Raw genomic sequence first — 18,745 nt, 5'->3', positions numbered from 1 at the left:
TTTCAAACGGTTGGGTCAAGGTCGAAGACTCGTCCGGGATTGAGGATGTTCTTCGGATCGAGCGCCGTCTTCAGCCGCCGCATCGTGGCGATCTCGGCGTCACTGCGCACCAGATTCAGCCACTGCTTCTTGTCGAGGCCGATGCCATGCTCGGCCGACACGCCACCTCCGGCCGCCGCCACGCCGCGATAGATGATACCGTAGGCCGCCGCCGGGTCCGCCGTCAGCACCTGATAGTGCAGGTTGCCGTCCCCGAGATGGCCGAAGACGTAGATGTCGGCACCGGGATCGACCGCGCGGATGGCGGCATCCGCTTCTTGCAGGAACGCCCCCATTCGCGCCAACGGGATGCTGATGTCGACGCCGATCAGGCCTTTCATCGAAAACAGGACGCGGTTGGCGTCCTCCCGCACATCCCACAGCGCGCGGAATTCGCGCGGCGATTGGGAGACGACAACATCGTCGACGACGCCGTCCTCGACCGCCTGCATCAAGACCTCGGCGAAGCGCTCGCCGTCGCGTTCTGGCTCGCTGCCCTGGATTTCAGCCAGCACGTAGACGGGTGATCCAGCCGGAAGCGGCGCCGGCATGGCCATGCTGGCGACCATGACGTCATAGAGCGGCGCGATATTGACCTCATAGGCGGACAAAAGCGGGCCGAGCTTTTGCCGCAGCAGCCCAAGCAGGGCGATCGCCGCATCGAGCGAAGGCAGCGCGCAGAAGGCGTTCACCTCCGATGCTGGCTTGGGATGCAGCCGGAGCGCGGCGCGGGTGACGACGCCAAGCGTCCCTTCCGCGCCGATGAAGAGTTGGCCGAGGTCGTAGCCGGAATTGTCCTTGGGCAGGCCTTTGAGCGACGTCAGCACGGTGCCATCGGCGAGTACCGCCTCCAGCCCCAGCACCTGTGCCCGGTACATGCCATAACGCAGCACGCGGATGCCGCCGGCGTTGGTGGCGATGTTGCCGCCGACCGTGGCGGAGCCGCGCGCGCCGATATCGACGCCGAACATCAGCCCGGCGCCGTCGGCCGCTTCCTGCACCGATTGCAGCGTCGCGCCAGCTTCGGCGACGATGGTGGCGGCTTGACAATCCGGGGCGGCAAGGCCGGTCATGCGCTCCAGCGACAGCACGACCTCGCCCGGCTGGACGCGCGCGCCACCGGCCAGCCCGGTGCGCCCGCCCTGGACGACGACCGGCTGGCCAAGAGCGTTGCACGCGGCGAGTGCCGCCGCGACACCCTCGGCATCGCGCGGGCGCAGCACGGCTTCGGGAAGCACGCCGAGCTTGCCGTCGGGATCGTCACGATAGCGCTGGTCCACGTCGGAGCCGGCGAGCACGCCGCCCGCGCCCAGCCTGTTGCCAAGCGCGGAGAGCAGCCGTTGTGTTTCAGGCGACATCCGGCTCAGGCGCCTGCGTGACAGGGCGCACCGTCAGCATCCAACAACCGGATCGCCCGATGAGTATCCTTGTCCAGCACGCTCGCCATCCCTTGAACTGCAGCCGGCCGATCCTAATCGCGCCCGCTTGTCGTGCAAGCGATATCGAGCTGTCTCAGACTATGCCGGCATCGATCGCGATGGGCGAGATCGATGCCGGAAGTACAGCGTCGGCTTACTGAAGCTTGGCCTGCAGCGCGTTGACGTCGTCGGTGGTCATTTCACCATCAGTCGTCACCTTGCCGTCGGCGATCTTCCACAGCCGGAACGGGCCAGTGATGTCGCCAAACTTGTCGAAGGCGACGGGACCGATGACGCCTTCATAGCGGATCGGCTTGCCGTCCTTGATCAGGCCGAGCGCCTTGGCGAATTCTTCCTTGCCGGCATAAATCGGCGTGCCGGCGGGATCGACTGCCTTGTACATCGCGTCCTTGATCTTGGCCGGGTCCTCGGAGCCGGCAATCGCGATGGCGAGCCCGACAATGGCGCCGGCATCATAGGAGCGGTCTGCCGCGGGATTTGACGGTTCGATGCCGGAAAACGCCTTGTAGTTCTTGGTGAAATACTCCGTCGAGGCGGTCGGGCTGGTGCCGGAAGACGTGCCATAGGCGTCCTTCAAATAATCGGCGCCGACGGACTCGATGAAATCGGGGCTGTTCATGCCGTCATTGAGCAGGAATTTCTGCACGCCGCCCTGCGAAATCCAGGTGCGGGCGATGGTGGCGCCGTCGACGGGCGTGCTGACCAGGTACAGTCCATCCGGTTCGCCACCCATCGCCGCGGTGACTTCCGAGGCGTAGCTCGACTGCTTCTCGTTGTAGGGCGTGTCGGAGACGATGGTGCCGCCGAGCGCTTTGTAGGCCCGCGAGAATTCGGCCACCATGTTGACGCCGAAGTCGTTGTTGACGTGGATGATCGCCAGCTTCTTGAAACCCTTGTCGACGGCATATTTGGCGGCGGCCACGCCCTGCAGCGCATCCGAGGTGATGGTGCGGAAAAAGATACCGTTGGTCTTGCCGTCGCGGCCGAGTGTCGTCAGCGTCGGCGAGGACGACGCCGGCGAGACCTGGACGATCTTGGCCGGCGCGGTCACCGAGGTCAGGATCGGGATCGACACCGAGGAGATGATGCCGCCGATGATCACAGGCACTTTCTTGACCTGAACCAGCTGGGTGGCGGCATCGACCGCGATGTTGCCCTGGCTCTGGCTGTCGCGCGTGTCGGTGACGAGATCGCAACCGCGCACGCCGCCGGCTTGGTTGATGTCGCGGAAGGCCATTTCGACCGACTTGGCGCCGGCCTGGCCGTATTCACCGGCCGGACCGGTCAGTTCCATGACGAGACCGATGGTGATCTTGCAGTCGGCGGCCTGTGCGGCACCCGCCATCGTCACGAGAGCAAGTGCCGTGGTGAGCTGGAGTAACGTCTTTCTCATTGTTGTTCCCCTTGAGTTACACGAACTGATTTGACGTCTGGAAAGTCTCAGTGTTCCGGCACCTGCAGCCAGGTTTCATGCAGATGCCGCCATTGGACGCCGTTGGGCGCCGATGAACGGGTGGTGAAGACCGCGCTCGACTGGCGGCGGCTGTGCTTGCCCGCGCGCAGCTGCGCCTCGACATAGAGGACGACGATCGTGTCGCCATCCTGCCAGCCGGGCCGGATGTCCTCGATGGAGATGGCAAAGCCGTCGTCGCAAGTGGCGCGGCTGGAGCGCACATGGTCGATCACGGCATCGCGGTCGAGGATCTGGCCGCCTGGTGCGATCATGGTCAGGCCTTCGCCCATGACGGCTTCGAAGCGGCCGAAATCCACCTTGTCGGCGCGCGAGGCGACGAACCAGTCGACGAAAAAGCGATGCAGATCGACGACTTCGGCGCTGGCCTGCGAAAACAACCTGTCGTCCATGGTCTTCATATCCGGCCCGCGTTGAGATTGTAGTGCATGATCGAGCCGTGGCGGCCGTGGCGGTCGCGCTCCAGCGTGTAGACATCTCCCTCAAGGCCGTTGCCCCTCGCTATCACGGCTGCAATCCGCGCACGGTCATCGGCGTCGAGTACGACATCCATGATCTTGGCGTTGGCCAGCGCATGCGCCTGATTGCGGGCACCGACGATGACCGCGGCCACTCGCGGCTGCTCCAGCACCCAGGCGCTGGCGATGGTGGCGATGTCGACGGCGTGGCGGTCGCCCACCACCTTCAGCGCGCGAAGCAGTTGCTGGAACAGGTCCCAGCCGCCGAAATCGTCGATGATCAGCTTGTACTTGACCAGCGAGCGGTTTTCGAGCGGCGTGCCGGGTTCGGCGACACCAAGCCATTTGTCGCTGAGAAAGCCGCCGGCCACAGAACCGTAGCAGAGGAAGCTGACGCCGTTTTCCTCCGCAAGCGCCGCGAGGCTGTTCGCCGGACGCTGGTCGAGCACCGAATATTGCAGCTGCTGGCTGACCAGCGGTATGCCGGCTGACAGAATTTCGGCAAGCCGGGGCGTATCGAAATTGGTGGTGCCGAGATTGCGCAGCTTGCCCTCGCGCCGAAGCTCGTCGAGCCAACCCATCGCCTCGACATAGCGCGGCTGCGCATAATCCCACCAGTGAAACTGCACGAGGTCGAGCCGCTCGGTCTTAAGCCTGCGCAGCGACTGGTCGACGATGCCCCTGATATAGTCGCGGCTGATCGTAGCGAGCCGTTCAAGGTCGGGCACGAGCTTGGTGTGCACCTTCATTTTGGCGGCTGCATCGAGACCACGCTCATTGGCCAGCCGCAAGCGCGCGGCGCCGATCAATTCCTCGACGCCGGTGTAGATATCGGCGCAATCATAGGTCCAGATGCCGGCATCGAAGGTGGCGATCAGGTCGCTTACGGCCTGACTGCGATCGATGGCGCCATGGCCGCCGGCCAGTTGCCAGCCACCGCGTATGACGCGCGAAATCGCGTAGCCGGGGCTGAGCTCGAATGTCTTGGCGGTCATGTCAGGTCATTCCCTTTCGGCAGCGGCACGGCCGTGGTTTCGGCATGGCTGAATCGCCGCTTGGCCAGCCTGACGATCCGCAGCCTGCTGGCACAGTTGGGATCGGGACAGGCGATCTCCGCGTCCGAGGTCATCCAGTCGTTCGGGTGGGTCGGGCGCTGCTTCGCCGCCAGGAGCGGCAGCACCGCCGAGATCGAATAGATCGAAAAGCCCTGCCCGGCTGGCATCGACAGCATCTCGCCCTTGAGCTCGAAATAGTCGCCGGCCCTGGCGCCGCAATAGATCGGCTTGCCCCGCGGAATGACCGCCTCGACGCGGAGATCGAAGAGTTCGAAACTGTCGTCAGCCATTTCAGGCCTCCACCAGGCTGAAGGTGATGTCGCAGGCGCCGTTGCGGCGGATGATGCCGCAGGCAGCCGCGAATTGATCGCGCTCCTCGGGCTTCACCTGCGCGACGACGCTGCCGGCCAGCCAGCCGATCGGGAACAGCAGACGCGCGCCCTGCCCGTAGAACAGGCCGATGTCGAAGATGGCGTTGGGGTGGCCGCCCCACATGCGCGGCGGCACGTAGGACAACACGATGTCACCTGGCTGCGGCGTCAGGGTCGCGTTCTCCGCCGGCAGCGGCTGGGCATAGGCCTGCCCCTCGAGATCGGCTGATGGAACCGGAGAGGAGATCTCAGGTCCCGTCCACATGGCGTGAATGGCGGGGACGACACGTGGCGTGGCGAGATAGGCTGTGAGAAAGGCCGCATTCTCCGGCGCCTTTTCCGGCAGCAGCAGCGCAGTGACGGAAAGCTTGGAGCGGGGCTCGCTGATGCTGATGGAGGTCATATCTGGCCTTTCGCGGCGGCGGATTGCAGCTTGCTGCGCAGGAAGGTGAAGGGCCGGCTGATGTCGGCGACCAGTGCTTCGCGCGCCGCCCGAGCATCCTGCGTGGCCAGCGCCTCGACGATGCGGCGGTGATACTGGGCGGTGTCGACCTCGCCGGCTTCCGAGAAAGCGTAGATGGCGACGCGGATGCATGGACCTGATTGCAGCCACAGGCTCTCGATCATCGGGATCAACACGGCCGAGCCACAGGAGCGATAGATCTCGAAGTGAAAGCTCTGGTTGAGCGTCACTTCGCGGTCGACATCCTTCTTGTGTTTCAGCGCCCGCATCTCGTCCCACTCGCCGAGAATGGTTTCGATGGTGGTGATCTGGCGCGGTCCCATGCGGGCGGCAGCCAGCGCGATCGCCTCGCCCTCGATCAGGATGCGGGCGCGCAGGAGATCGTCGAGGCGTTCCAGCGTGATTGGCGGCACGCGCACCGAGCGGTTGGGCAGCGCCTCCAGCGCCTTTTCCGTGATCAGCCGGCCAAGCGCCTCCCGCACCGGCATTGTCGAAGTGACCAGCGCATCGGCCAGACCGCGGATGGTCAGCACCTGGCTTGGTTCGAACAGGCCACCGATCAAGGCGCGACGCAGTTCGGAATAGACGCGATCCTGCACCGTCTCGCGGCCGACCGGCGCGAGCTGGGCCGCAATCGCCTCGTTGTTTTTTTCGATGGCAGCCTTTTGCATGGAATTCCGTTCTCGGCGGGTTTTCGGCTTGCGGATGAAATTAAAGCCGAATAGCGTGATCAAAGCAAGTGTGATCACAAATCATAATCAGAAGACGGCGACGACCGTCTTCGGCCAGAGGGTTTGATGAGCGAGGCAGCGGAAAGGCAGGGGAAGGAGACCCGTGTCCCGGTTCTGACGGCAGGCAACGTCGTCAGGCGGTTCGGCGGCCTTGTCGCCGTCAACGATGTCTCGTTTCATGTCAAAGCCGGCGAAATCCTCGGCCTGATCGGACCCAACGGGGCCGGCAAGACGACCATGTTCGACCTGCTCGCAGGCAGCATCCTGCCGACCAGCGGCGATATCCTTCTCAACGGCACGCGCGTCTCCGGCGAAGCCGCTCATTTGCGCATCGGCAGAGGGCTCGGCCGCACCTTCCAGATCCCGCGCCCGCTGCCCAATCTGACGCTGATCGAAAACATCATGCTCGCGGCACAGGGCCAGGCCGGCGAAAAGCTGCTGGCTAACTTCCTCACGCCGTGGCGGGTGGCGGCACAGGAAAAAGCCGCCCGGACGAAAGCCCTCGAGCTGCTCGAACTCGTCACCCTCAGCCATCTCGCCCATGAGCCGGCGCGCGTGCTGTCCGGCGGCCAGCGCAAGCTGCTCGAACTTGCCCGGGTCATGATGGCCGACCCGGCGATCATCCTGCTTGACGAACCCGCCGCCGGCGTCAACGCGACGCTGCTCGAAGTCATCATCGACCGCATCCGCGACATCAACGCGCGCGGCATCACCTTCCTGCTGATCGAGCACAACATCGACATGGTGACGCGGCTCTGCCACCGCGTCCTTGTCATGGCGAGCGGCCAACTGCTGAGCGAAGGCACGGCGGAAGAGGTCGCGCGCGACCCGCGCGTCATCGAGGCCTATCTCGGAGGCACCGTATGAACGAGACCGTCCTCGATGTGCGCGACCTCGAAGCCGGCTATGAGCCCGGTGTGCCGATCGTGCGCGGCGCCTCGATCACCGTCGACAGAGGCGAGATCGTCGTCGTGCTCGGCCCCAACGGCGCTGGCAAGTCGAGCTTCATCAAGGCGATCGCCGGCCTCGTGCCGATCACCGGCGGCACGGTGCTGCTGGACGGCAGGGACATCACCGCCGCGCCCGCCCACACCATGGTGCGGCTTGGCCTCGCCTTCGTGCCGCAGACCGAGAACATCTTTCCGCTGATGTCGGTGGAGGACAATCTCAAGGTGTCCTGCGGCATCCTCGAGCGGCGCGAAATCCCGGCTCGCATCGAGGAAATGTACGCCGCCTTCCCCGACCTTGTGCGCCAGCGCCGCACCGCCGCCGGCAATCTGTCGGGAGGCCAGCGGCAGATGCTTGCCGTGGCGCGGGCGCTAATCGTCCATCCCAAGGTGCTGGTGCTGGACGAGCCGTCCGCCGGCCTGTCGCCGAAGTTCGTCGCGATGGTATTCGAGATGCTGGCCGGCATCCGCAAGTCCGGAGTCACCATCCTTTTGGTCGAGCAGAATGCCAAGGCAGCGCTTGCCATCGGCGACCGCGCCTATGTGCTGGCCGAAGGCAAGGACCGGCACGAGGGCGTCGCCTCCGAATTGTGGGACGACCCTGTCGTCGCCGAACTTTATCTTGGCCAGCGCCCTTCCCATGCAGGCAAGGGAGGCGCGGCATGAGCCTGCAATTCATCGTCGACGGATTGCTGACCGGCTCGATGATCGGCCTCGGCGCCATCGGCGTGACGCTCACCTATTCGATCCTGCGTTTCTCCAACTTCGCCCATGGCGACTTCATGGCCTGGGGCACCTATGCGACGCTGGCCGTGGTCAGTGCCATCGGTGCGATGTTCGGCAAGGTGGCACCGATCGGGCCGCTATCCTTCGGCTGGCCGCTTCTTGTTGCCCTGATCGTCGGCATGGCATTCACCGCCTTGCTCGCACTGCTGCTCGACAAGATCCTGTTTTCGCGGCTGCGCTCGCAGGGCCAGGCGATCATCGTGGTGATGGCGAGCTTCGGCGCCTCGATGGCGCTACGCAGCCTGCTCGAATTCACCTTCACCTCACGGCCGACCTATTTCAGCCGAGCGATCCAGATCGCCATGCCGGTCGGCTTCGGCATCCGCATCACGCCCGACCAGATCGCGTTGCTCGTGTTGACCGCCATACTCGTGCTCGGCGTGCATCTGTTGATGACGCGCACGCAGACTGGCCGCGCCATGCAGGCCTTGAGCCAAAACGCGGCACTGGCCCGCGTCGTCGGGATCGACGTTGCCAGCGTGGTGCGGGTGACGTGGATCATCGGCGGCGCGCTCGCCTGCGTGGCTGGCGTGATGATCGGCATCCTAGTGCAGATTCGCCCGTTCATGGGCTTCGACATGCTGCTGCCGATGTTCGCCGCCGCCATCCTCGGCGGCATCGGCAGCATCCCGGGCGCGGTGCTCGGCGGCCTGATCATCGGTCTCGCCGAAGCCGGCGCGGTGCAGCTGATCGGCGCCGAATGGCGCGCCGCCGTTTCCTTCATCATCCTGATGGCTGTGCTGTTCGTGCGGCCGATCGGCCTTTTCGGAGTTCGGGAACGATGATCGATCTGGTCGGCTACGGCGCCTTCTTCCTGACCACGGCGCTGATCTTCTCGCTGGTCACGCTGGGGCTCAACCTGCAATGGGGACTGACCGGCCTGTTCAATGTCGGCCTCGCCGGTTTTGTCGCCATCGGCGCCTACACCTCGGCGCTGCTGACGACACCGGACGATCCCGCGCGGCTCGGCGGCTTTGGCCTGCCCATCCTCGCCGGCTGGGTGGGCGCCATGGTCGTTGGCGGCATTGCGGCGGCGCTTACCGGCATGGCGACGTTACGTCTTAGATCCGACTATCTGGCGATCACCACCTTCGGCGTGGCCGTCGTCGTGCAATTGGTCGCACTCAACGCGCAGAACCTGACCGGCGGACCGTTCGGCATCGGCTTCATCCCGCGCCCCTTCGGCGGCCTGGCGGAGACGCCGCTGCTGTTCAACCTGTCGAACCTTGCCGTCGTCTGCGCTGTGACGCTGATTGCCTATCTCGCCTTGGAACACTTGTCGCGCAGCCCCTGGGGGCGTGTGCTGAAGGCGCTGCGGGAGGACGAGCGGGCCGCGATTTCGCTGGGCAAGAGCGCGCGCTTCTACCGCGTCCAGGCGTTTGCCGTCGGCGGCGCCATCATGGCGCTGGCCGGCGCGCTGCAGGCGCATTTCACCGGCTTCATCGCGCCGGACAATTACCTGCCGATCCTCACCTTTCAGGTCTGGGTGATGCTGATCGTCGGGGGCTCGGGCAGCAATCTCGGCGCGGTCATCGGCAGTGTCCTGGTCTGGGGGATTTGGGCCGGATCGGGCACGCTGACCAGCGTGTTCTTCCCGCCCGAGCAGCAGGCGCGCGCCGCTTCGCTGCAGATCGTCGCCATCGGCGTGATGCTCTGCGTGATCCTGCTGATGCGGCCGAACGGATTGTTCGGCGACAGGCCGCTGCGGACGCGCTTCGGCAAGCGCACGCGGATCGCCACGGACAAAAGCAGTTCCGGTTCATGAATTCCCCGGTCCGGCAGAGTGCGAACGGCACTTCGCTTTGGCATGCCATCAGCCGCGATCGCCGCAAGCGGCCTGCGCTGAGTGGCAACCTCGATGTCGACCTTGCCATTGTCGGCGGTGGATTTTCCGGTCTGTCGACCGCGCTGCACGCCGCCGAAAAAGGCATCTCGGTCGCAGTGCTCGAAGCCGAGATCATCGCCTGGGGCGCGACTGGCAGGAATGCCGGTTTCGTCGTGCCTAACTTCGCCAGGATGGATCCAGACAGCATCCTCGCGCATCTCGGCGCCGAGCGCGGCGAACGGCTCATCGATTTTGCCGCCGGCAGTGCCGACCTCGTCTTCGGCTTGATCCGGCGGCACGGCATCGACTGCGACGCGGTGCAGAACGGATGGATCCAGCCGGCGCACTCGCCGGCGGCCCTGGAGAAGGTCAAATCCCGCGCGGACCAATGGGCGCGGCGCGGCCGGCCTGTCGTCACCCTGGATCGGCAAGAGGTCGAGGCGCTGACCGGCGCGCGCGGCTATGTCGGTGGCTGGATGGATCGTTCCGGCGGCGTGCTCAATCCGGTCGCTTATGCGCTGGGGCTCGCCGATGCGGCGGAGAAGGCCGGCGCGAAGATCTTCGAGCACACGCCGGTCGCCTCGATCGATCGCGTCGCCGATGGTTGGGCACTTCAAACACGATTGGGCTTGATACGCGCGGCCAAGGTGCTGATCGCTACCAACGCCTATGGCGGATCGCTCGATCCGTCGCTGCGGCGAACCTATATTCCGCTGAAGGTCTTCCAGATCGCGACCGCGCCCCTGCCGCATGAAATCCGAACGCGTCTGCTGCCTGGCGGTCAAGGCGTCGGCGACACCAGGCGCAACCTCTTCACCTTTCGCTTCGACGCCGACAACCGGCTGATCAGCGGCGGCATGCATATTCTTGGCGCTGGCGCCGATACGCGCGTGCCGCAAACAATCTGGCGACGGCTTGGCCGGCACCTCGACCTGCCTGATTTGCCCCCCCTTGCCTACAGCTGGTCGGGGATGGCGGCGGTCGAACCGGATTTCCTGCCGCATCTCCTGGACCTTGGACCGGGGCTGATTGCCGGTCGCGCCTGCAATGGACGCGGCATTGCCATGACTACGGCGATGGGCAAGGTGCTGGCCGACTGGGCCGCTGGAGCCGAAGCGCGTGATTTGCCGGTGCCCTTCGCACCGCCGGCGCCAATTCCGCTCCATGCCCTGCTGCGGCACGCGCCCAACATGCTGCTCGGCTGGAGCATCCTGCGCGACCGGATGGACGAGACGGCATAGGCCGACCGAGCCTGCCCGCGATCAGTGCGCCATGTGGAGATTGTCGCAGAGGACCGCGGCCGCCACGGAGATATCCTCTTCAAGGGAAGCCCGAACGGCCGAGCCGTTGCGCTGTTCCAATGCGGCGACGATCCCGCGGTGTGCGTCATTGGATTGCGGAATGTAGCGATCGGCCCGCATCAGGAGCTTGAGATAGGGTCCGACGCGCCCCCAGAGATCGCGGATCATGTTCAAGAGGATCGGCGCGCCGGCGTGCTCATAAATAGCAAAATGGAAGGCTTCGTTCAGGGCCAGATAGGCCGTGGCGTCCTGCGCCTCGATGGCCCGCTGCATGTCGGCGAGCGCGGCTTGGATGTCGGCCAGCCCGCTTTCAGTCATCCGTGACGTGGCCATCTCGCCTGCCAGTCCCTCGACGGCGATGCGGATGCGCGTCAGTTCCGAGAAGGCGGGCGCGGAGAGCAAGGGCACGATGATCGAGCGGTTGTTCTGCATTTCCAGAAGTCGCTCGGCGACCAGTCTTTGCAGCGCCTCGCGGATCGGCGTCGTCGAAATGCCAAAGCTCTCGGCAAGCTTGCGGATGACCAGTATCTGGCCCGGGCTGAAGCCGCCCGAGATCAACTCCTGCTTGAGCGCGCCGTAGGCCCGGTCATTGAGGGTTTGATGCTCGAGCTTCAGCATGCGTGCCCGCTCAGCTCACCAGTTCGACAGTGCGCGATCGAGCGCCTCGGCCAGCTGCTCGGCATTGTCCCTGGCAAAGGGCAGTGGCGGCCTGATCTTCAGCACATTGCCGCGGGGGCCACAGGACGAAATCAGCACGCCGTCCTCGCGCATGGCTTCAACGACGGATGAAGTCTTGGCAGCAGCAGTGGCCTCATCCTCCGCCATCAGCTCGACGCCGAAATAGAGGCCGTTGTGCCTGACATCGGCGACCATGCCGTGCCGGCTCTGCAAGGCGCGCAGCAATTCTCCTGTATAGGCGCCAACCGTCCGCGCGTTCTCGATCAGCCCCTCGCCCTCGATCACATCGAGCACGGCGATGCCGACCGCGGCGGCGACCGGATTGCCGCCGAAAGTGTTGAAGTAGCCGGTGTTCGAACCGAACGAGCTCACCAGCTGCGGCCGCACGATCACCGCGCCCATGGGATGCCCGTCGCCGATCGGCTTGCCCATGGTGACGATGTCAGGCGCGAGGCCATAGTTGGCGAAGCCCCACATGCCCTGGCCGAGCCGGCCGAAACCGGACTGGACCTCGTCGGCGATGACGATGCCGCCGGCCTTCCTGACATGATCGGCCGCCTCGCGCATGACGGAAGCCTCGGGGAAGAAAATGCCGTCGCTGGAAAAGGCGGAATCAAGCAGCAGCGCCGCCGGGCGGATGTTTTGCGCGCGCATATCCTCGATGGCAGCGGCGACATTTCTGGCGAAATCATGCGCGGCGCGGCCGCCGTCGCGGAACGTGTCCGGCGCTGCCACGACCCGATGCCGGGCGGGCACGCCCGCTGCCCCGACCGCCGCCGGCGACAGCTGTGCTGTCGCGATGGTGGCGCCGTGATAGGCGAAGTCGGTGATGATCACACCGCTGTTGCCGGTCGAGTGCTGGGCGATGCGGATGGCGAGATCGTTGGCCTCGCTGCCGGTGCAGGTGAACATGGCATGGCCAAGATGGGAGGGAAGCGTACCGAGCAGCCTTTCCGCGTAGTCGAGGATGATCTCGCTGAGATAGCGCGTGTGCGTGTTGAGCGTGGCGGCCTGCCCAGACAGCGCCTCCACGACGCGCGGGTGGCAGTGTCCGACGGAGGCGACGTTGTTATAGGCGTCGAGGTATTTTCGGCCTTGGCCATCGTAGAGCCAGACACCGCTGCCACGCACCAGATGGATCGGGCTGCGGTAGAAGGCGCGATAGGTCGGCCCGAGCAATCTGGCGCGACGTTCGAGAAGCGCTTGCTCGGATGCCGCCGAATCGACATTTGCAGGATGTGGCGAGGACAGGGACACGGGCATCTACTCCGGCTTGGAATGGTCGAAAAAATAGCGGCGAGCGTCCGCGGACGACAGTCCGTCCAGCCGCTCAAGCGAGGCCCAGACCTCGGCGATGAGGCGCAGGACATAGTCGCGCTTGGCCGGAAAACGCTCGGCCTGCCAGCTGGCGATGTTGGCGATGAGTGCGAGGCGGGCACGAATGAGGTGAAAGAGGATGCCAAGTTCTTCGATCTCGAGCGGCTGCACGGACTGATAGCCGGCGACGAAGCGCGCGGCGGGCGCCAGCGGATGACCTTCGGCCGGCCAGCGATAGACGGCCCCGATGGCGAGATCGCAGATCAGCGGCGAATGGATCATGTCGCCGAAATCGAGGATGCCGTTGACCATTTCCGGTCGCGAAGCGTCCATCACCACATTGTAGGAGTTCATGTCGTTGTGGACGATCTGGGCGCGCAGTCCGGGAATAACCGGCGCCGCGTGCTCCTCGTAGGCGTCAATGGCGCGCTCGACCATGGCGCGGTGGCCGGCATCAACGATATGCGCCAGCATGGGCCGCGTCTTGGCGACCTTGCGGATGTCCCACAAAAGGTCGCTGCCGGCGGCCGGATGGAAGAAGCCGCGCAGCGCCCGGCCAAGCCGGGCGAGGAAGATGCCGAGATTGCGATCCTGTGCCGATGAGGTGGGCGAGCGCGAAAGCAGCTGGCCCGGCAGATAGGTGACGAGCCGCACGATGCGCGGCACCGATCCGCCGAGGTCGACCATGAACTGCGCTTCGCCTTCAAGGCTCTTGCGCACCGAGGGAACCGGCAAAGCCGGGTCGACGATCAGTATGTGGTCGAGCGCCTTGTTCTGGAAATCGGTGAAATCAGCCTCTTCCGCCGGATGCGAGACCTTCAGGACAAATTCGCCCTCGCCTTCCGTCTGGATGTGAAAATTGTGGTCGCGTTCGCCTGGCAGCGTGCGCGCGCTGCCAGTGAGCCCATAGTGCCGACGCAACAGGGCAAGCGCCTCGGCGATCGAGACATCGGGCGCATCGTCCGCGAGCGTCTCGCCGAAAGCATCCGATACGGCCGCGTTCATGGCCTGACCTCGGCATCGATGGGTTCGAGGCCGCACCAGTCGGCGATGAAGAGCGCAATGGTCTGGGTGACCTTGCGCACGGAATCGAGATCGACAGCCTCGTCATAGCCATGCGGCATGCGGCAGATCGGGCCGTAGACGATTGCCGGCGTGTCGGCATAAAGGCCGAAGAAGCGCGCATCGGTGGTGGCCGAGGTGACATGTTCCGTCAACGGCTCACCCCACACGGCGGTGTGGCTGCGGCGCAGCACGGCTTCCATCTCGTCGGCGCCTTCCAGCACATAGCCCTCGGCCATGAAGCCGTTATAGGTCATCCTGGGCGGGCGATTGGCGAGGAACGGATCGGGGCGGGCGGCATCGGCGATGCAGGCCTCGAGTTCGGCCCTGGCGTCCTCGAGCTTCTGGCCGGGATAGGTCGCGACCCGCATCTCGAAGACGCAGCGGGCGGGAACGCTCGATGTCCATTCGCCGCCTTCGATCTTGCCGAGGTTGAATCGGATCGGGTGCGGATGATTACAGAAATGCCTGTCGTCAACCTTTCTGGCATTCCAGACGATTTCGAGTTGCTTCAGCGCCTGGATGATGAGAAACGCCTTCTCGATGGCATTGGCGCCGGCGGAAAAGGCGCCCGACGCGTGCTGCGGATCGCCGTCGACCTCGACCCTGAACCAGATCGGCCCAACCTGCGCCCGCATCAGTCTTGGTTCCAGCGGTTCGGGAATGAAGGCGGCGTCGGCGCGATAACCGCGCTGCAGGCAAGCAAGCGCGCCATTGCCGGTGCACTCCTCCTCGACCACCGACTGCAGGAACACTTTCGCCGCCGGCTGATAGCCGAGGCCGCGCAAGGCGGCCAGCGCATAGAGACAGGCCGACAGGCCGGCCTTCATGTCGCCGGCGCCGCGCCCATGCATCCAGCCATCCTCGATCGCCGGATCGTAGGGATCTCGCACCCAGCGGTCGAGCGGTCCGGTCGGCACCACATCGATATGGCCGTTGAGGATCAGCGAGCGACCGGTGACGTTTTTCGGCGTGTGGGTGGCGACGACGTTGAACGCGTCATCGTAGGAAACCGCTACGGGCGAGAATCCAGGCAGGTCGCGGATCGCATCGACATCGACACGCCACATATCGACCGCATAGCCATTGGCTTCATAGGCGGCCGCCATGAAGGATTGCGCGGCGTGTTCCTCACCACGCTGCGAGGGAAAGCGTACGAGGTCCGCCAAGAAGGCGAGCTGGCGGTCGAAGCCATCGTCGACCGCCCGCAAGATGGCCTCGTCCGCAATTCGTTCAGGCATGATATTCCGCTTCTCCATGGATGGTGTATCATATCTCATATGCCATTCTTCGAAAAGGCAAGGCGACAGGCGGGTCAAAATCATGGCCCACCTCTGGAGCCACTTGGCAGGCGGCCGCAGAGTTGGCATCAGCTTCTTGACATGCCGGCCAGGCTGCGCGGCGGAGGACCGAGGACAGATGCAAGTCACTGAAGGCTCATTGCCGGATGAAACCACCGATCTGGCGCCGGGTTACCGGCGCGTGCCGGCAGGCAAAATCATCAATGCGGTGACGTGGATGGAGGCGCGTGCCCCGGTGCCCGGTCTCGCGCATCCGCTAGCGATGACCCGCGTCACCAAGCCCGATCCCGCCATCTACCGCGCAGTCTTCCTCGGGATCGGCGCTCCCTGGCTCTGGGACCGCGCCGCCGAAATGTCGGACGCCGACATCGCGGCGCATTTCGCCGACCCACGTCAGCATCTCTACTACGGCCGTGATGAGAGTGGGGGGCATGTCGGCATGGTCGAATTCTCGGTCGCCGACAGCAACGAGATCGAGATCACCTATTTGGGCCTGTTTCCCTCCTTGACTGGCCAAGGCTTCGGCAAAAGGCTGATGGCGGGCGCGCTCGACCAGGCATGGCGCCTAGGCCCCATCCGCATCTGGCTGCACACCAGCAGCTTCGATCATCACAGCGTTATCGGTTTCTACCGGGCTTGCGGATTTGAACCCTATGCAACCGGTTTCGAAATCACCGATGATCCCAGGATCAAGGGCACCCTGCCGCGCGATTGCGCGCCGCAAATTCCGCTGATCGAAACGGAATGGGTGCCCGGCGCCAGATGAGACCGTCGTCGCAACCCGCCAGCCTGGCATCGCCTCACCATCGCCGGTGGGTACGGCGCGAGAGCATCTTGTCGAGGCTGGAGCGGCATGTCGACACGCGCATCGTGCTGTTCGCCGCGCCCGCCGGCTTCGGCAAATCGACGACGATGGCGCAATGGGCGGCCGAAGTCGCGCGCCACGGCCGGCTGACGGCCTGGCTGTCCTGCGAGGCGACGGACAATGACGAAGGCGCCTTCCTGTCGCATCTGGTGGGGGCGTTGCGCCATCTCGTCCAGAACCCGGCCGAGCTCGACCTCGCCTTCCAGTCGAGCCCCATCCCGCAACTCGACGTGGTGCTTGCGGCACTCGTGTCGGGTTTGGCGGCACGCCACGCCGACATCACCCTGTTCTTCGACGACTATCACGCCATCGATGCACCGGCGGTGAAGCGGTTCATGGAACGGCTGACCCGGCAGGCACCAACCAACGTCGTCTTCGTCATCGGTTCGCGCAACCTGCCCGAGCTGCAGCTCGGCAAGCTCAGGGTGCTCGGCGATATCTTTGAAATCGGCCCGGACGATCTGCGTTTCGCCTCGTCGGAAGCCGAAGCCTTCTTCAACGACAAGCTTGGCCTCTCTGTCAGCAGCGGCACGGTGGAAACACTGTGCTCGCGCACCGAAGGCTGGGCCGCCGGCCTGCAGCTCGCCTCGCTGTCGCTCGGTGCGGCCCATGCGCCCGAAACAGTCATCGGCAATTTCACCGGCGCCAACCGCAACGTCGCCGACTTCCTGATGGGAGAAGTGTTCCTGGAACTGCCGCCGGCGCTGGCGAAGTTCCTGCTCTATTCCTCGATTTTCGAGCGCTTCAGCGCCGAGGCCTGCCGGGCGGTGATGCGGGCGGCGGACGCCGAGGTTGCCATCACCGAGATCGAGACCCGCAACCTGTTCCTGGTGCCGCTCGACGAGGAACGGCGCTGGTTCCGCTATCATCACCTTTTCCACGACTTCCTCAGCCGTGAAATGGAACGGCGCGAGCCGGAGATGATCGCACCGCTGCACCTGGCGGCTTCGGAATGGTTCGGCGAACGCAAGATGCTGACCGAGGCCATCGGCCATGCGCTCGCCGCCGGCGACGAAGCCCGCGCCGCGGTGTTCATCGAGAACAACGCGCTCGAACTCATCGCCCAATGCCAGCTTCTCTATGTGCGCCAGCTGCTGGCGCTGCTGCCAAGGAAACTGATCGATCAGCGCATCCGGCTGCAACTCGTCGTGCTGTGGCTTGCGGTGCACAGCAGCCAGCCCGAGATTGCCCAGCAGACCCTCGCCAATGCGCGCCAGCTCGTCGAAACCGGGCCGACCGATAGCAAGGATCCGGGCACGCTGACCGGCACGACCATCGAGGCGGAACTCGAGGTCCTTGCAGCGGCCGTGCACAGCACGCTGGAACAGTTCGAGGACGCGCGCGACACCGCACTGGCGGCCCTGCGCATCATAGCCCCCGATGCGTGGTTCATGGAAGGCGCGACGGCAAACGTCATCGGCTACAATCTATACGCGCTGGGCGACCTTGAGGGGGCACGCGCTGCTGTGGATGCGGCGCGCAAGGCCCATGAGCGAAGCGGCAGCCTGCTCGGCGTCACCATCGCCAACTGCTACATGGCCGTCATCGAGCGGTCGGCCGGCCGCCTGCCCGCGGCCGAACGGCTGCTGCGCAACGCGATCATCGAGGCCAGGACGCGGATCGGCGCCAACTCCTATGCCGAGGCCCTCGCCGGAACGCTGCTTGCCGAACTCGCCTATGAGACCAACGCATCCGGCGAAGCACTGGCGCTGGTCGAGAATCTCGGGCCGCTGATCGAGGGCGCAGCGGTCATTGTCTATCCCCTGGCCAGCGTGCCGACCTATGCCCGGGTGCTGCAGCTGACCGGTCGCGGCCAAGCCGCCCTCGACATGCTGGAGCGCGTCTACCAGCGCGTGCGCGGCTCCGTCTACCGCCGCCTCGCTTCGGTGCTGGTGCACGATCGCATCCGGCTGCTTCTTGACCAGAACCGCACCCCGGAAGCCCGCGCGCTGCTCGACGAGCATCGCCGCGAAAGCGCTGAAACCGCCTCTACCGTCGCCAATGAATTCGAGTTCTTCGCCGAAGGCCGGCTGCTTACGGCGGAAAAATCCTACGCGGCGGCGGCGGCGATTTTCGACGCGCTGCTGGAGCGAACGAAAAGCAGCGGGCGCATGCGCCGGCACATACTGGCGCTGATCCTGCGCGCCAAGAGCGCCGGCCATGACCAGCGGGAAGCAGACCGCCATCTGCACGAAGCATTGCGCCTTGCGCAACCCTCGGGCTTCATCCGCTCCTTCGTCGACGAAGGCAAGTCTGTCGTCGAGGGTTTGATGCGGCTCCGGGCGGCCCAGGCAAAGGCCGACCCGTCACTGTCGGCCTATGCGACGCGCATCATCGATGCCGCGCAGACGATGCCCGTGACGACGCGCAAAACAGCCGCCCCGACGGTCGAGAAAGAACAGCTCACCCAGCGCGAGTCCGAGCTGCTGCACTTTCTGTCGGAAGGCATGTCAAATCGCGATATCGCCGTTGCACTGTCGGTAAGCGAAACGACGGTGAAGTGGCATTTGAAAAACATCTTCGGCAAGCTCTCGGTATCGAACCGCGTCCAGGCAGTGCGCGCCGCGCAGGTCGCCGCAAACCTCCGCACCCCTCCGAAAGGAGGGGCATAGATGACTGACATGGCCCCTCTTTAG

At 65.0% G+C, this 18,745-nt stretch carries 18 protein-coding genes; 7 read left to right on the top strand and 11 right to left on the bottom strand.

What is annotated here, in order from left to right:
• Window positions 1–2 precede the first annotated feature (2 nt).
• From FJ543_RS24925 to FJ543_RS24895, 7 genes are all read right to left on the bottom strand, one after another.
• The gene (locus tag FJ543_RS24925) at window positions 3–1,397 is read right to left on the bottom strand and encodes an FAD-binding oxidoreductase (RefSeq protein WP_140877953.1); all 1,395 of its coding nucleotides are present in this window, start codon (window positions 1,395–1,397) and stop codon (window positions 3–5) included.
• 214 nt (window positions 1,398–1,611) lie between these two features.
• A complete protein-coding gene (locus FJ543_RS24920; RefSeq protein WP_140661546.1) occupies window positions 1,612–2,871 on the bottom strand; it encodes an ABC transporter substrate-binding protein in 1,260 nt (419 codons plus the stop codon).
• A 47-nt stretch (window positions 2,872–2,918) separates the two neighbouring features.
• Window positions 2,919–3,350 (bottom strand): DUF4440 domain-containing protein, encoded by a 432-nt coding sequence (locus tag FJ543_RS24915; protein WP_041163518.1) that lies wholly within the window; start codon window positions 3,348–3,350, stop codon window positions 2,919–2,921.
• Complete coding sequence (locus FJ543_RS24910) at window positions 3,347–4,402, bottom strand: aldo/keto reductase (protein WP_140877952.1); 1,056 nt, start codon at window positions 4,400–4,402, stop codon at window positions 3,347–3,349. The genes FJ543_RS24915 and FJ543_RS24910 overlap by 4 nt, the downstream gene beginning before the upstream one ends.
• Window positions 4,399–4,752, bottom strand: coding sequence for a TIGR04076 family protein (locus FJ543_RS24905; protein WP_140617451.1), 354 nt, complete (start codon window positions 4,750–4,752; stop codon window positions 4,399–4,401). Before FJ543_RS24905 ends, FJ543_RS24910 begins: the two co-directional genes overlap by 4 nt.
• 1 nt (window position 4,753) lies before the next feature.
• Window positions 4,754–5,236, bottom strand: coding sequence for a DUF3830 family protein (locus FJ543_RS24900; protein WP_140877951.1), 483 nt, complete (start codon window positions 5,234–5,236; stop codon window positions 4,754–4,756).
• Complete coding sequence (locus tag FJ543_RS24895; protein ID WP_140877950.1) at window positions 5,233–5,967, bottom strand: GntR family transcriptional regulator; 735 nt, start codon at window positions 5,965–5,967, stop codon at window positions 5,233–5,235. The genes FJ543_RS24900 and FJ543_RS24895 overlap by 4 nt, the downstream gene beginning before the upstream one ends.
• 126 nt (window positions 5,968–6,093) lie before the next feature.
• Here FJ543_RS24895 and FJ543_RS24890 point away from each other — a divergent pair, with 126 nt between their 5' ends.
• Genes FJ543_RS24890 through FJ543_RS24870 form a run of 5 tightly spaced genes read left to right on the top strand, consistent with a single transcriptional unit; the run spans window position 6,094 to window position 10,826 of the window.
• The gene (locus FJ543_RS24890) at window positions 6,094–6,894 is read left to right on the top strand and encodes an ABC transporter ATP-binding protein (RefSeq protein ID WP_140877949.1); all 801 of its coding nucleotides are present in this window, start codon (window positions 6,094–6,096) and stop codon (window positions 6,892–6,894) included.
• Window positions 6,891–7,640: an ABC transporter ATP-binding protein gene (locus tag FJ543_RS24885; protein WP_140877948.1), complete on the top strand. Its 750-nt coding sequence runs from the start codon at window positions 6,891–6,893 to the stop codon at window positions 7,638–7,640. The genes FJ543_RS24890 and FJ543_RS24885 overlap by 4 nt, the downstream gene beginning before the upstream one ends.
• Window positions 7,637–8,545, top strand: a complete 909-nt coding sequence (locus FJ543_RS24880; RefSeq protein WP_140617455.1) for a branched-chain amino acid ABC transporter permease — start codon at window positions 7,637–7,639, stop codon at window positions 8,543–8,545. Before FJ543_RS24885 ends, FJ543_RS24880 begins: the two co-directional genes overlap by 4 nt.
• The gene (locus tag FJ543_RS24875; RefSeq protein ID WP_181174079.1) at window positions 8,542–9,525 is read left to right on the top strand and encodes a branched-chain amino acid ABC transporter permease; all 984 of its coding nucleotides are present in this window, start codon (window positions 8,542–8,544) and stop codon (window positions 9,523–9,525) included. The genes FJ543_RS24880 and FJ543_RS24875 overlap by 4 nt, the downstream gene beginning before the upstream one ends.
• Window positions 9,522–10,826 (top strand): FAD-dependent oxidoreductase, encoded by a 1,305-nt coding sequence (locus FJ543_RS24870; protein WP_140877947.1) that lies wholly within the window; start codon window positions 9,522–9,524, stop codon window positions 10,824–10,826. Before FJ543_RS24875 ends, FJ543_RS24870 begins: the two co-directional genes overlap by 4 nt.
• 21 nt (window positions 10,827–10,847) lie before the next feature.
• On the opposite strand, the gene FJ543_RS24865 is transcribed toward FJ543_RS24870, so the two are convergent.
• From FJ543_RS24865 to FJ543_RS24850, 4 genes are read right to left on the bottom strand one after another with little or no spacing between them, the layout of a single operon-like run.
• A complete protein-coding gene (locus FJ543_RS24865; RefSeq protein WP_140877946.1) occupies window positions 10,848–11,504 on the bottom strand; it encodes a GntR family transcriptional regulator in 657 nt (218 codons plus the stop codon).
• 15 nt (window positions 11,505–11,519) lie between these two features.
• Window positions 11,520–12,827, bottom strand: coding sequence for an aspartate aminotransferase family protein (locus FJ543_RS24860; protein WP_181174078.1), 1,308 nt, complete (start codon window positions 12,825–12,827; stop codon window positions 11,520–11,522).
• Window positions 12,828–13,886, bottom strand: a complete 1,059-nt coding sequence (locus FJ543_RS24855) for a phosphotransferase (RefSeq protein WP_140877945.1) — start codon at window positions 13,884–13,886, stop codon at window positions 12,828–12,830.
• The gene (locus FJ543_RS24850) at window positions 13,883–15,184 is read right to left on the bottom strand and encodes an ArgE/DapE family deacylase (protein WP_181174077.1); all 1,302 of its coding nucleotides are present in this window, start codon (window positions 15,182–15,184) and stop codon (window positions 13,883–13,885) included. Before FJ543_RS24850 ends, FJ543_RS24855 begins: the two co-directional genes overlap by 4 nt.
• A 178-nt stretch (window positions 15,185–15,362) precedes the next feature.
• Between FJ543_RS24850 and FJ543_RS24845 the strand changes: the two genes are divergently transcribed.
• Window positions 15,363–16,010 (top strand): GNAT family N-acetyltransferase, encoded by a 648-nt coding sequence (locus tag FJ543_RS24845; protein WP_140877944.1) that lies wholly within the window; start codon window positions 15,363–15,365, stop codon window positions 16,008–16,010.
• A 68-nt stretch (window positions 16,011–16,078) separates the two neighbouring features.
• Window positions 16,079–18,721 (top strand): LuxR C-terminal-related transcriptional regulator, encoded by a 2,643-nt coding sequence (locus FJ543_RS24840; RefSeq protein ID WP_224523776.1) that lies wholly within the window; start codon window positions 16,079–16,081, stop codon window positions 18,719–18,721.
• Window positions 18,722–18,745: the final 24 nt, after the last annotated feature.

It is taken from the genome of Mesorhizobium sp. B2-5-7, from assembly GCF_006440875.1.
In the GTDB taxonomy this organism is placed as follows: Bacteria; Pseudomonadota; Alphaproteobacteria; order Rhizobiales; family Rhizobiaceae; genus Mesorhizobium; species Mesorhizobium australicum.
Note: the sequence above shows the minus strand (reverse complement) of the source record. Positions and strands in the feature narration are given on the sequence as shown.